A 14359-nucleotide genomic window follows, 5' to 3' on the forward strand; every position below is an offset into this window, starting at 1 on the left:
CTGGACAGCGGATCATTTGCGGCGGGTACCTGACGGGTGAAGCAACGGATCATATTTAAAAGCTCCTGGCGACAAAGGTCAGATGGATGGCCACCGGAATCGCCTGACGGAAACCTGCGGGGGAGGTGCTTCAGGGTAGCCGGAGATGCAATATCATCAGGAACTGGTTTGACTAGCTGGGTGGCGGACTGTTTGACAGGACCGGAACGGCCTGTTTTTGTCAGAATGTAAGGGTAAAGGTGGTGCCTACGTCAGGCTCTGAATTTGCGGTAATGGTGCCGCCGTGGAGCCTCATTATCTGGCGGCTCAGGCTGAGTCCTATTCCTGAACCCTTTGGTTTTGTTGTGAAGAAGGGGATGAATATCTTGTCAAGTACCTCCTGAAGTATGCCCTGGCCATTATCCTGCACCTGGATGGTAAGCCTTCCCCTTTTGTTTATGAAGGCCTTAATGACGATTTTCGGGTCGGGCCTGCCGGTTAGCGCCTGTATGGCGTTTTTGACCATGTTAATCATTACCTGCTCAAGCAGCTGCTCGTCTGCCGAGAATTCAATATCGGGAGGTATGACCGATGTGATAAGCTTGATCTCGTTTTGCCGTAATTCCTCCTCCATCAGCATCTGTACGTTGCTGATCAGGTCAGCCACCGGGAATATCCGGAAGTTGGGCTTGGGAATCCTTGTCAGGTTCCTGTAGGTGTTGACGAAATGAAGAAGTCCGGTACTTCTCTTGTTTATTGTCTGCAATGCCTGCTGAATCTCCATCACAGCCTCCATGTCAAGCGGTGTGTCGCTGCCTTTGGTGGTTATGCCCTTGAGCATCATCTCCAGGGTTGAGGATAAGGATGCAATTGGTGTTATGGAGTTCATGATCTCGTGTGTAAGCACCCTGATCAGTTTTTGCCATGCTTCTGTTTCCTGCTCTTCAAGAACGTTCTGGATATTCTTAATCGTCGACAGGATGATCTCTTTACTGTGTATCTTAAGCTCGGTGGCATATATGGCAAGCTGCAGCAGGTCGTCCTGCTCCTGCACCCTTACGAGCTTATTCTCTCCCGGTTTGATTTCAGTGAGTGTGGCTACAAGCTCGGGACTTATTGTTTCAAGGCTCTTTATGTTTCTGAGACTGCTTACCTGGAACAGCTTTTTGGCGGACTTGTTCACCATTTCGACTGTTCCGTCACGCTGGTATGCCAGGATGCTGACATCGATATTCTGAACGATACTCTGCAGGTACTGGAAATGCTCTTCTTTTTCCGACCTGACCTTCTGAAAATCCTGGATCACATCGTTAAACGCCTTGTTAAGCTCATCAAAAGATGCCCCCATCCCTCTTGTCTGAAATGTAAGGGTGAATTCAGAGAATCTTATAGATTCAAGGAAACTGGTAAGGTCCCTGTTCACCTTGTCGACATATTTGAAAAGAAGAACTATCTGAAGAATTATGATAAGTCCGATCAGCAGCGGCGTGATGTGAAAGCTGTAATAGACCAGGGTGTACACAAACAGGAATATGCTTGCTGTAAGCAGCAGTATCCTGAAAAGGCTGACCGTTCTGAAGTTCTTATAGACCATATTTTTCCATTCTGCGGTAAAGGGATGTACGGGTAAGTCCGAGTTCTGCCGCTGCCTGTGAAATATTGCCCCTGTTCTGTTTCATAACCTTCATGATAACATTTTTTTCTATCTCATCAAGATTATAGGTCTGGAGCTCCATATCATCCTGTTTCCTCGGTTGTGAGGAAAGTATGAAGTCATCAGCCTGCAATTTATTGGAGTCGCTCATTATCAGAGCCCTTTCAATTGCATGCTGCAGTTCCCTCACATTGCCCGGCCAATGGTACTGGTTCAGCTTGTTCATAGCCTCGTTGCTGATCCTGGTTACATTTTTCTTGTATTTCTTGTTATATATACCCAGGAAATGATCGGCAAGAACAGGTATGTCGCCGGTACGCTCACGAAGCGGAGGCAGGTGTATCTCTACCGTATTGATACGGTAGAGAAGGTCCTGCCTGAAAGTCTCGTCGGCAACCATCTGATGGATATTGTTGTTAGTGGCACATATCAGCCTGATGTCAATGGGCATGGGCTTGGTTGACCCTACCTTGATAACCTCTTTTCTCTCGATTACGGTAAGCAGCTTTGCCTGCATGGGGAGAGAAAGGTTACCGATCTCATCAAGAAAAAGGGTCCCTCCTGATGCAATCTCAAATCGTCCTGACTTGTCTTTTATCGCATCGGTAAATGCACCTTTGACGTGGCCAAAAAGTTCGCTTTCGAATAGGGTCTCGCTTATGCTTCCCAGGTCAACACTTATGAACACCTCCTCCTTCCTTGGCGAGTTACGGTAGAGGGCCCTGGCCACAAGCTCTTTGCCTGTCCCGTTCTCCCCAAGTATCAGAACATTGGCATCTGTTCTTGCCACCTTCTTTATAGTGGTGAATACCTCGTGCATTTCGGGTGACACACCGATAAAATCCTGGAATGGCTGATCCAGAACCTGGCTTATCTCTTTTTGCCTGCTTTTCAGTCCGCTTGCTTCAAGTCTCGACCGCCTCAGTTGCACTGATGACGATACGGTAGCAATAAGCTTTTCATTCTGCCAGGGTTTCAGGATAAAGTCCGTTGCACCGGCTTTGATGGCCCTGACCGCTTTTTCTGCATCGCCATAGGCTGTTATGAATACCACCACCGCCTCAGGATCGATCTCAAGGATCTTGCTGAGCCAGTCAAATCCTTCCTGTCCGCTTATGGCATCCTTGGTAAAGTTCATGTCGAGAAGAATTACATCGAACTCCTCGTCAGCCATCAGCCCTGGTATTTCTGAAGGGTCATTGGTAGTCTGCAGAAATTCGACATGGGGCTTCAGCAGGAGTTTCAGTGCGAACAGAATATCATCGTTATCATCTACAGCAAGGATTTTGCCTATTTTGTCATCCATGGTACCAGAGGTATTGGTTATTCATCGTCAGCCGGATCAGGCATTATGATACAAGTCCATTATTACCGGCTTTGCACATGTAAATATAATACTATTATGAATCTTCCCGGCCGGTGACGGTATAAAAATGTCCGGTTTCGTACTGCACCTGTCTCAATACCGTACACTTTTCCGGTAATGGAGTTTATGGCATTGTGGTTAAAGCGCATAAAGACAGTACTGTATGTTGTTTGGCATAATTAGTGAAACATAATTGCCGGAACATTTAAATCGTACAATAATGAGCATGGACCGCAAAATAGAGAACAAGGGAAAAAAGTGGAGGAGGCTGGCATGGATATCTGTCTCGGCAGTTTTGGCAGTTCTGGTTTTTTACCAGATTGTTTTCGGGGATAAGAGTTCGCGTCTGAACGTCGAAATAGACAAGATTACTGTTGAGCAGGTGAGGGAGGAGGCCTTTCTTGACTTTATTGCAGTTATCGGTACTGTTGAGCCGATACAAACCATATTTCTTGATGCTACCGAGGGAGGACGGGTTGAGGAGATATACCGCAGGGAGGGGGGAATGGTAGAAGTGGATGAACCGCTTGCGAGACTTTCCAACACTACCCTGCTGCTTGATATTTCAAACCATGAGACCAATTATGCCCGTACGGTCAATGATATGAGAATGTTCAGGGTGCAGCTTGAGCAGCAGAACCTCTCCTACAGGAATCAGTTGCTGGAGCTGGAGCTGGCACTGCGCCAGCATGAACGCCGGTACAGGAACAACAAGGTGCTGATGGAGCAGAACCATATCTCAAGGGAAGATTACGAGATATCAAAGGAACAGTACGAAATTTCAAGAAGAAGACTTGACCTTTACAGGGAAAGCTACGAGCATGATTCTATTTACAGGCTGTTACAGATTGATGCGATGGAGACGTCACTCCGTAACATGGAGGAGAACATGAGGCTTGTTTATCAGCGTCTTGAAGCAATGGAGCTGAGGGCGCCGGTATATGGTGAACTGGCAACCCTTAACCTTGAGATCGGCCAGATGGTGAACAGGGGTGAACGCCTGGGGCGCATAAACATACTTGACTCCTACAAGCTTCGTGTAGAAATAGACGAACATTATATATCGAGGGTGACGCAGGGCCTGAAAGGCGATTTTGAATTTGCCGGGAGCAGGTACGACCTGGTTATCACCCGTATTTATCCAGAGGTGCAGGCCGGCCGTTTTTCGGTCGATATGGAGTTTGTGAACGGGGTGCCCGACCAGCTGCGCATAGGCCAGACCTTCCGTATACGTCTTGAGCTGGGTGAGTCGCGGACTGCCATACTGATACCCAGGGGTGGTTTTTACCAGAGTACAGGCGGACAGTGGGTCTATGTGGTCGATCCATCCGGGTCATACGCAATCAGGAGAGATATACGGATAGGCAGGCAGAACCCCCGCTTCTATGAGGTGCTTGAAGGCCTTTATCCCGGTGAAAGGGTTATAGTATCCAGCTACGACAACTTTGGTAATGTGGACAGGCTGGTTCTGAGATGATGATATTCAGCAATAACTAAAAAAACAGAATACAACAATTATTAAAACCTTAAGTCATGATAAAAACAAATGAATTGGTAAAGGTCTTCAGGACCGATGAGGTTGAGACCACTGCTCTCAACAGGGTCAGCCTGGAAATTGGCAACGGGGAGTTTGTTGCCATAATGGGCCCCTCCGGGTGCGGTAAGTCAACCCTGCTGAACATAGTCGGGTTACTTGACAATCCGTCGTCAGGAGAACTCTGGTTCAACGATACAGAAGTATCCAAATACACTGAGAGGCAACGAACCAATATGCGCAAGTCAAACATAGGGTTTGTTTTCCAGAGTTTTAACCTTATTGACGAGCTTACGGTGTTCGAGAATGTCGAGCTGCCTCTTCTTTATCTGAATGTGCCTTCGGGTGAAAGGAGGAAAAAGGTTGAGGAGGTCCTCAACAAGATGAAGATCGGGCACCGGGCCAAGCACTTCCCGCAGCAGCTTTCGGGTGGCCAGCAGCAGCGTGTGGCAATTGCAAGGGCCGTGGTTACAAGACCCAAGCTTATTCTTGCCGATGAGCCTACCGGTAACCTTGATTCGGCAAACGGCGAAGAGGTGATGAACCTCCTTGGTGAGCTTAACGGTGAGGGGACGACCATCGTGATGGTGACCCACTCGCCATCAGATGCTGAAAAGGCACACAGGATAGTCCAGTTGTTTGACGGACATATTGTAACAGAAAACGTGAAGAAGTTACTTTAATGAACGAGAGGAATTTGCCGGATCGCGGCATATAATTCAGGGCAAATGGGTTGCCGCATCCGGTCAAATTCCTTTTTACAGTCTCAGATAAGTTCTAACCAAAATTGACAGTTATGAAGGATCTGTGCGTACCGGTCTCCCACTTTGGCGATGATGAGATTGCAGAGATAAGTCTTACCATCGGAGGCAGAAAAAGTACCTATAACTTCAGGGTGGAATCTTTTCCCTGGGAGGTTGAAGATGAACTGAGCAGGTTTGACGATGAACTTTCACAGTCACTTGCAAGGATTGAAAGGCTGAAAAATGCGATCAGGAACTATGATCCGAAATGGGAACTGATCCAGATATTCACGCCCACTGAGAATTCAAAACATATTCAGGTTCTTTACAGGAAAAAGAGATCATGAGACAATGCCTGGCCCTTTAGCATCATTGATAAGAGGATGATGACTCCGGGGGAGGTTAAATTAAAAAATGAGATTGCAAATAATTATCCGGAAACTAACAAACGAACATGGAACGGTTAAAAGGGATATTGATTGGTTTGCTGATTACAGCTACTGCCGGTTACACACAACAGACGTGGACCCTGCAGGATTGTATTGATTATGCGCTTGAGAACAATATCCAGCTAAAACGGCAGAAGCTCGTATCTGAAAGTGCCAGGAACAATTACAGCCGGTCAATGATAGGTGTGCTTCCTTCAGTTTACGGTTTTGCCAACCATGATTTCAACTCGGGACGTGCGCTTAACTACGACACATACCAGTGGGAAAACCGTGAATTTCAGCAGGGGAACCTGGGTATCCAGGGAAGAGTTAATGTATTCAGTGGTTTTCAGAATTACAACAACATACAGCAGCACCGTTTCCTGCTCCTGTCAAGACTGGAGGAGGTTGAACGTGCAAAAAACGATATTTCCCTCAACATTTCTGCAGCGTATTTCCAGATATTACTTGATAAGGAACTTCTTGATATTGCGGAGAGCCAGCTTGAGGTTTCATCACTGGAGCTTGAAGCTGCAAGGATCAACTACCAGGTAGGTAACATACCCGGGGGCAGGCTGCTAGAGATCGAATCGCAGGTTGCTGCAGATGAATATCAGCTTACACTTGCAGGAAACAACCTTAACCAGTCATATCTCGACCTTGTGCAAATGATGCAACTTGATAATGACAGTGACTTCAGGATTGCAGTTCCTGAGAAGGTAGTAATCAATGAAGGTGCTGCAATCAGTACGGTGGATAATATTTATGATGAGGCGGAAGCTATCCTGCCGCAGGTGAGGGTAGCTGAATATATGCTGAAAAGCCGCGAGAAGGAGCTTGCCGTGGCCCGCGGACTTCAGAGTCCGCGTCTTTCACTTCAGGGTACACTTTACTCCCGGTATTCGGAACTTGCAGTTAATCCGGTTGGTGGCGCTGAATATCCATATTCAACCCAGATAAGGGATAACAGGTACAGGCAGCTTGGCGTCAGCCTTTCCATACCGATATTTGAGGGCTGGACCACCCGCAACAGGATAAGCAATGCAAAGGTGTCGGTACTCGATGCACAATACCAGCTGGATGAAACGAGGCAGAACCTTTATATGGAGATACACCAGATGCATAACAGCACAACCAATTCATACAACCGTTATAAATCGGCCGAAAAGGCAGTAGCCGCTGCACAGGAAGCATTCAATCATTCCAGGGAGCAATTCGGACTCGGGCTAATAAATTTTGTTGATTACCAGCATGTGCAGGCCAGCTTTTTCAGGGCACAGTCAAATATGGTCCAGGCCAAGTATGAGTATTTCCTGCGGTCGATAATACTGGACTTTTACCTTGGCGAACCTCTCGCAATAAGATAGTCAGTTTTTCTCTCTTGTTTTTAGGTTAACAAGTGGTCTGCCGGCCGGGGAAACCCGGCCGGCTTCTTTATGACCTTTTTCATAGTTATGTACGCCCGTAAAACTGTTTGAAGCTCCGGGCAAGTCTTCCGCAGGTTGGTTTGCTGACTGTTTGGGACCCGGACTGGCGGTAAATCCGGAATTGCACCCCGGTTCAGTCATATTCTCCTGCCGGGTATACCTTTTCTCCGGCAATGTAGGTGCTGTTTATTTTCAGGTCCGGTACGCCATCCATATCCATCTGCATCAGATCTTCTTCAGTGACCGTGAAGTCGGCGAACTTACCCGGCTCAATGCTTCCTTTCTCATGCTCTTCAAAGGCAGCCCTGGCCGCCCAGATGGTCATAGCCCTCAGTGCCTGCTCCCTGGTAAGCGCGTTCTCTGCCTGGAATCCCTCCCGTGGATAGCCTTCAGGGTCTTTTCTTGCGACAGCAGCGTGGAAGCCGCGGAGAGGATTTATATGTTCAACAGGGAAGTCGCTTCCGTTGGTTAACCAGCCGGAGTGTTCAAGCAGGTCCTTCAATGCATATGAATATTTCATTCTGCCGGGCCCTATCCGGTGAATTGCCCATTTCATGTCAGACATTGCATGTACCGCCTGTACGGAGGGTACAACGGAGTATCTTTTGAAAAGGGGCAGATCATCGGGGTGAACCATCTGTGCATGTTCTATCCTCCAGCGCCTGTCATTTTTGCCGCCCAGAAGGTTTCCGTAGATGCCGAGAACCAAACGCACTGCTGCGTCGCCTATGCAGTGGGTGTTAACCTGGTAACCGAAATCGCGGGCTTCTTCTGAGATCTTTGCCAGGTATTCGGGCGCTACAACCAGGAGTCCGCTATTCCCTTTATGGTCACTATATTCGTCGATCAGCCTTGCTCCACGTGAGCCCAGGGCGCCGTCAGCAAAAAGCTTGACCGACCGCACATTCAGGTGGCTGGTTTTGTATATGCCCCGGTGCATGTATGTCGCAAAGTTCTCAGAAGAAGGGTTTAACATTGCATAGACCCTCATTTTAAGGTCGCCCGACCTGTGGAGGGAATCCATAAGCTTTATGACGTCATGGTCCAGCCCGGCATCTCCAACTGAGGTCAGCCCCACAGAGAAACAGTTCCTCTGTGCGTTCATGAGGGCTGTAACTTTCGATTCGTAGCCGGGTTCCGGCACATGCTTCCTGACCAGCCCTATGGCATTGTCAATCAGCAAACCTGTCGGTTCACCCCCGTCCCTGATAATCTCACCGCCTTCAATTGCCAGGGAGGGATCGATCCTGGCTCTCCTGAGTGCTTCGGAGTTGGCTACAGCCGCGTGAGTGTCAATTCTTGTAAGCAACACAGGTTTACCGGGGAACACTTTGTCGAGGGGTTCCTTACCCGGATAAGCCTGTCCGGGCCACAGGTTCTGGTCCCATCCCCGCCCAAGGATCCATTCGCCCGGGAACCGGCTGTCATGTTCCCTTATCCTTTCAATTACCTCTTCATACGACCTGGCTCCTGTCAGATCGGCATACATCAGGTTGGATCCGTAACCATAGAGATGACAATGCGGGTCAATAAATCCGGGCCATACGAACCGGCCCTGCATATCGATTACCGCAGAAGCACGGTATTTGCCGAGTATTTCTCTGTCGCTGCCAACGGCTGCAAATTTCCCGTCTTTTACTGCTGCTGATTGTGCAATCGTGAATTTGCTGTCGACGGTATATATAACGGCATTATATATGATAAGATCCATTTTTTCTTTTTCTTTGCGAAAATACACTTTTTCCGGCTTTTCGCTGTTTATTATTAATGCCTTCGCCTTTAGTTTATGAGCCTTATAAGTAGACCAAACATATTGCCTGCAGTAATACTCTTCGTCCTGGTTATTATGCAGGCGTCGTGTGAAAAAGATCCACTGCTGGAGGATCCTGCTGCAAACCTTGTTTTTTCTACTGATACATTGTTGTTTGACACCGTATTTACAACAATAGGCTCTTCAACCCGCCATTTTAAGGTGTATAACCCCTACCGGGAGAATCTGAAGATATCGAGCATCCGTTTATCAGGCGACACTTCATCTCCATACAGAATCAATGTTGACGGGGTTCCGGGCCGGGAGTTCACAGATATTAAGCTCAGGGGAGGAGACAGCCTTTATGTTTTTGTCGAAACGACCATTGACCCGGTAAACGGCAACCATCCTGTAATCGTTAGCGACTCGGTGGTTTTTGTTACAAATGGTAATGAGCAGGATGTTAAGCTGGTGGCCTGGGGACAGAATGTAACCGTAATCAGGGACAAGATACTGGACAGCCGAATCCTTTCCGCCGAAAGGCCATACCTGGTCTACGGCTACATGGTTGTTGACACCAATCAGGTATTGACGATTGAACCGGGTGTAAGGATGCATTTTTCACAGAATTCCCGGCTTTTTGTTGCCGGCACGATAATAGCTGAGGGAACCAGCGAAGACCCAATAGTCCTTGAGGGTGCAAGAACCGAAACCTCATACCGGAACATTCCAGGGCAGTGGGAGGGTATCTGGCTGTTGCCAGGTAGTGGCGAAAGCAGGTTTGTACACGCAAAAATCAGGAATGCGGTTAACGGTATTCTGGCAGATACGGTTGCCCTGGCCGGCAACACTACATTGTACCTGGCAAACAGCCGTATTGAGAATATGACTTACGCCGGCATTATCGGACGGGGTACCACCATATACTCCTATAATACGGTAATTGCCAACTGCGGTCATTACCTGGCTGCACTTACGATAGGGGGTGATTACACTTTCTATCATTGTACGTTTGCAAATTACTGGAGATACTCTTCCCGTCGCACTCCTTCACTTGTAATAGGGAACTACTATATCGACATCTATGAAAATGTACAGCTGCGGCCGGTTAAGGCCGTGTTCGGAAATACGATAATCCACGGAGCCAGTAGCCAGGAGATAGACTTTGCAATGCATCCCGACGGGGTTTTCGATGTTGAGTTCGATCATTGTCTTGTTGCTTTGCAACCTGGTTTTATTTCCGATTTCAGTGAGTTGTTCAGCAACTGCGTTACGGGTAAGGAACCTGGCTTTGCAGGTGTGGATGAATATAATTTCAGGCTGATTGAGGGGTCTCCGGCCATTGATGCTGGCAGCCCGGAGACCGGGGCCCTTCACCCTTTCGATTTTGACGGTAACAGCCGGATTGATGACAAAGCCCCCGATATGGGCGCTTTTGAGTGGTATCCTGAAGAGTAGCCGGCGATCAGTTTCTGCGCTGTAAATATTTTACAATGCTTAAAACAGTCAAAGAGAGTGTAGGTTCTGTATGGCAGTTGCCTGCCAGGGTCCTGCCGGTGGTTCGCCTGTTGTATCTGCCTGCGAGGGCGCTGCCGGCGGTTCGACTGTTTTATTTGCCTGTCAGGATATTCCTGGTTGCTCTCCTTTTGCAGTCGCTGCTAATAATTTCTTCTGCTGCCGGTACCGGTAATGAACAGGACAGTCTGTTCCGGATCATCTTTTACAATGTTGAGAACCTGTTTGACACTGCCAATGATCCGCTAAGAAATGATGACGATTTTACTCCTGATGGTGCCAGGCGGTGGACTGTTTTCAGGCTGCAGAACAAGATCAATAATCTTTACAGGGCTATTGTCGCTGCTGGCGACTGGCACGTGCCTGCCATAATAGGTCTTTGCGAGGTTGAGAACAGGTATGTGCTGGAAATGCTTGTGAACCGGACGGGTCTGGGGAGGTACCGTTACGGCATTGTTCACAGGAATTCAGCCGACCGGCGGGGAATTGATGTTGCGATCCTGTATCGTCCCGATCGCTTTGAACTGCTTGCTGAAAGGTTCATCCCGGTAAGTTTTCCTTTTGACACCGTCGCTACTACAAGAGATATAGTTTATATAAAGGGGGTGGCCAGTCTGTCTGGCCCGGCAGCGTCAGAAGCGTCAGCGGGGTCAGCAGATACGGCAGGTTTAGCAGGTTATTCAGGTTTGGCAGGCCTGGCAGATGTGGCTCCGGCCGACACGCTTCACCTTTTTGCCAACCACTGGCCGAGCAGGTGGGGAGGGGTAGCGGAATCATCCCGTTACCGTAATTATGCGGCCCTGGTCCTGCGTTCGCTTACCGATTCGATTTTCAGTGCTGATCCTGATGCAAGGATCGTTATTATGGGCGACTTCAACGATGAGCCAGGTGATGCAAGCCTTAAAAATTACCTGGGGGCCGGGTTTGATTACCGCGAACCTGAAGCGGGAAGGCTCTACAATATTTCGCATGAGAATATGCGGGGGCAGAGGAGTTATAAATTCAGGGGAGAATGGTTTCTTTTTGACCAGTTCATTGTTTCCGGGGCACTTCTTGGGTCTGCTGGCGGACTGCGTACAAGTTACGGTTCTGTCAGTGTATTTGCGGGTGAATTCCTTCTTGTGCCTGATGATACATGGTTCGGATACAAGCCATTCAGAAGCTATGAAGGGTTCAGATATACCGGCGGCTTTAGTGATCATCTTCCGGTGGTGCTCGATCTCTTCTGGTGAAGCGCCCACAAGCTGTTTCATATAATTCTGCAGGTCTCCCCGAGTGATTAACAGGTATGATTCCTTTCAATTTATTGATTTGGGGTTATTGGTAAAAAATGTCTATTATTGGATGCCAAATATTTTTATTCACCTAACTACTTTGCAATATGCTTAAAAGGTTTTTCCCTGCGACGGCTTTCCTTACAGTTTTCGTTTTATTTAGTTCATGGTATGAAAAGGGTCCTGCACCGGATGATGACTGGTTTCCCTTTCTTCCCTCGAACACACTGGAACCCGGTGTGATTGGTATGAATGAATGGCTGGATGCTCCTGCCGGCAAGCATGGTTTTCTTCAGATGGATGGAGAAAACCTCAGGTTTGAGAATGGCGTACCGGTTAAATTATGGGGCACGAACATATGCAGCAGAGCGCCTTTTGTTGAGCAGGCAAGGGCTGACAGCTTTGCCGACCTGCTGGCCAAATACGGAATGAATGCAGTGAGGTTCCACAAATTCTCATGGTATGCCTACGATGGCGATCATTCAACCCGCTTCGACAGGGACCGGTTTGAGAGACTCGACTATTTTCAGTACCGATTGCGTGAAAATGGGATATACTACAGCTGGTCACATATTTATGGTCATCGTGTTCAGCCAGGTGACAGCAGTAAATTGCTTGCATATGAAGAGATAAAGAACCTCAGCTTTCCCTGGAGCCATCTGAACGGATCCACGGCCGGACTGGTTAATTTTGCACCTGACCTGCAGGAGCTTAACATCGCACTGACCGTTGATATGCTTAATCATGTCAATCCCCATACCGGACTTCGTTACGCTGATGACCCCGCGCTGGCGTTCATCGAGTTCCAGAATGAGGATAATATTTTCTGGAGCGCCATTGAAAGGTCCCTGGAGCAGGCGCCGACCTACCGTGCATTGCTGTGCCGGCAGTTCTCGGAATGGCTGCTGGGTAAATACGGATCGCAATCCGCCCTTGAGAAAGCATGGGGCAAGGAGAATATACCCGAAGGGGAATCGATTGCCCTGCTGAATATCTATCCCCGGCCCAACCATGGTGTTTTCAGTCATGAATATGAAACTGCACTTGCAGAGAACCGCGAAATGGCAACCCATATACTTGATAAGATGCGGTTTTTATATGAAAAGCAGGTGGAGTTTTACAGGAAATTCGAAAAGGCTGTCCGCGATACCGGTTACAGGGGAGTGCTGGTTGCTTCCTGCTGGCAGGCAGGCTCGGGCATCTCACATTTTTATAACCTTCATGCAGATTATTTGATTGGTATGATAGACCGGCACAACTATTTCGGAGGTGGCGAAGGTGGTCACGGGATACGTCCCGGGTTTGTAAGGAACAACTCCATGCTCTCCGAGCCCGGGTCAGGGCTGTTCTCGGCTGGAATGCAGCAGGTGGTGGACAGGCCGTTTGCCTTCTCCGAATGGATGAGCCTGGTGCCCAACCAGTGGACCGCCGAGGCGGCCCCGATTATTGCAATTTACGGGATGGGCCTGCAGGGCTGGGATGCTTCTTTCTCTTTTGCCACCGACATACCAAGGTTCTCGCCATACCTGCAATCGGAACATCATGGAGTATATAATGCTACAAGTCCGCTCCATATGGGACTTTACCCGGCGCTGGCACGGATGGTTTACCGTAATGATATTACAGAGAGTCCTGTGATAGCCACCCGTAATGTTCATGTACCGTCAATGGAAGAGGGCCGTCTGGGGTTTGAGGAGACGGTGGACCAGGGTTATGACGATAAGAGGTTCTCTGGTTCTGTACCTCCCCAGACACTTGCCATCGGTCGTATTCCGGTGAAATTTACCGATGCCCCACAGGAGACCCATATCCCCGATCTGTCGGCTCAGTGGGATACAATTAGCGGCATAATTACATCTGTTACAGGCGAGCTGACGTGGTCATACGGGGATAATGATTATTTTTCAGTTAACACGCCGGGCACAAAGGGTGTTGTCGGGTTCATCCCCGAAAGGGAAATTGTTTTGGGGGACCTGACTTTGAAGTCTGACAATAAGTTTGCAGTAATCCTTGTTACCAGCCTGGACCGTGACAGGTCACTTGAAGACGCTGATGAAATACTTATTACAACAGTTGCAAGAGGCATGAACACGGGTATGCAATACAACGAAGCGGGTGATACCCTTATATCAACCGGCACCAGGCCGCTTCTGCTTGAACCGGTCAATGTCGATATTCAAATGCCCGGAAACAGTGAATATTCTTTAGAGATACTCGACCATGACGGATTGCGAACGGACAGATTTGTGACGGCACGCGATAACCGGATCACTCTCCGTGGCGCTGACCATAAGGCAATCTGGTATCTGTTGAGGAGGAAATGATACTCCGCAATTACTGTTTAAACACGCCGATTAATTGATATTCGGTCTGGCTTACATTTAATATATTGCTCATTTGGCAATGATTTTCAAATGTGAATATTTTATCTTACATAGGCTGGGGGGGGTAATGTTAATAACCTGTTGTGAAAAAAAAACATTTTGTTGATAACAGACATGGTTTTTCTGTAATCCTTGGATAAAATTTTAATCAATAGCAGCTTTGCTGAATTAACAAAATGTTGACAACCCCTGTTGTTTTATTGTTGATACAGAGATGCGAAAAAATTTGGAGCCGAATGGTATTTCATATTATATTTGTTTTATCAAGTGAGGGATAAAAGACTTGTTCTTTGAGATGTTAAGCT

Annotated in this window: 11 protein-coding genes; 7 read left to right on the forward strand and 4 right to left on the reverse strand. The window is 48.0% G+C overall.

The window, feature by feature from the left end:
* Window positions 1-220 precede the first annotated feature (220 nt).
* Both EA408_12430 and EA408_12435 read right to left on the reverse strand, forming a co-directional pair.
* Window positions 221-1573 carry an ATP-binding protein gene (locus tag EA408_12430; protein ID TVR69581.1) on the reverse strand — a complete coding sequence of 451 codons (1353 nt, stop codon included), beginning with the start codon at window positions 1571-1573 and terminating at the stop codon, window positions 221-223.
* Complete coding sequence (locus EA408_12435) at window positions 1563-2939, reverse strand: sigma-54-dependent Fis family transcriptional regulator (protein ID TVR69582.1); 1377 nt, start codon at window positions 2937-2939, stop codon at window positions 1563-1565. Before EA408_12435 ends, EA408_12430 begins: the two co-directional genes overlap by 11 nt.
* A gap of 280 nt (window positions 2940-3219) precedes the next feature.
* On the opposite strand from EA408_12435, the gene EA408_12440 reads away from it, so the two are divergent.
* The 4 genes from EA408_12440 to EA408_12455 all read left to right on the forward strand — a co-directional run bounded on the left by EA408_12440 (window position 3220) and on the right by EA408_12455 (window position 7071).
* Entirely contained in the window at window positions 3220-4476 is a 1257-nt protein-coding gene (locus EA408_12440; protein ID TVR69583.1) for an HlyD family efflux transporter periplasmic adaptor subunit, read from the forward strand.
* A 56-nt stretch (window positions 4477-4532) separates the two neighbouring features.
* Complete coding sequence (locus tag EA408_12445) at window positions 4533-5216, forward strand: ABC transporter ATP-binding protein (protein TVR69584.1); 684 nt, start codon at window positions 4533-4535, stop codon at window positions 5214-5216.
* Window positions 5217-5329: 113 nt separating this feature from the next.
* Window positions 5330-5623 (forward strand): hypothetical protein, encoded by a 294-nt coding sequence (locus tag EA408_12450; protein ID TVR69585.1) that lies wholly within the window; start codon window positions 5330-5332, stop codon window positions 5621-5623.
* A gap of 107 nt (window positions 5624-5730) precedes the next feature.
* Window positions 5731-7071 carry a TolC family protein gene (locus tag EA408_12455; GenBank protein ID TVR69586.1) on the forward strand — a complete coding sequence of 447 codons (1341 nt, stop codon included), beginning with the start codon at window positions 5731-5733 and terminating at the stop codon, window positions 7069-7071.
* Here EA408_12455 and EA408_12460 read toward each other — a convergent pair whose 3' ends face one another.
* Together EA408_12460 and EA408_12465 are read right to left on the reverse strand one after the other, a co-directional pair.
* Window positions 7072-7272 (reverse strand): hypothetical protein, encoded by a 201-nt coding sequence (locus tag EA408_12460; GenBank protein ID TVR69587.1) that lies wholly within the window; start codon window positions 7270-7272, stop codon window positions 7072-7074.
* A complete protein-coding gene (locus EA408_12465) occupies window positions 7265-8842 on the reverse strand; it encodes an amidohydrolase (GenBank protein TVR69588.1) in 1578 nt (525 codons plus the stop codon). Before EA408_12465 ends, EA408_12460 begins: the two co-directional genes overlap by 8 nt.
* 135 nt (window positions 8843-8977) lie before the next feature.
* Here EA408_12465 and EA408_12470 point away from each other — a divergent pair, with 135 nt between their 5' ends.
* The 3 genes from EA408_12470 to EA408_12480 all read left to right on the forward strand — a co-directional run bounded on the left by EA408_12470 (window position 8978) and on the right by EA408_12480 (window position 13994).
* Window positions 8978-10339 (forward strand): hypothetical protein, encoded by a 1362-nt coding sequence (locus EA408_12470; GenBank protein TVR69589.1) that lies wholly within the window; start codon window positions 8978-8980, stop codon window positions 10337-10339.
* A 35-nt stretch (window positions 10340-10374) separates the two neighbouring features.
* Window positions 10375-11628, forward strand: a complete 1254-nt coding sequence (locus EA408_12475) for an endonuclease (GenBank protein TVR69590.1) — start codon at window positions 10375-10377, stop codon at window positions 11626-11628.
* Between the two features lie 149 nt (window positions 11629-11777).
* Window positions 11778-13994, forward strand: a complete 2217-nt coding sequence (locus tag EA408_12480) for a hypothetical protein (protein ID TVR69591.1) — start codon at window positions 11778-11780, stop codon at window positions 13992-13994.
* Window positions 13995-14359 lie beyond the last annotated feature (365 nt).

The organism is Marinilabiliales bacterium, assembly GCA_007695015.1.
Classification (GTDB): Bacteria; Bacteroidota; Bacteroidia; order Bacteroidales; family PUMT01; genus PXAP01.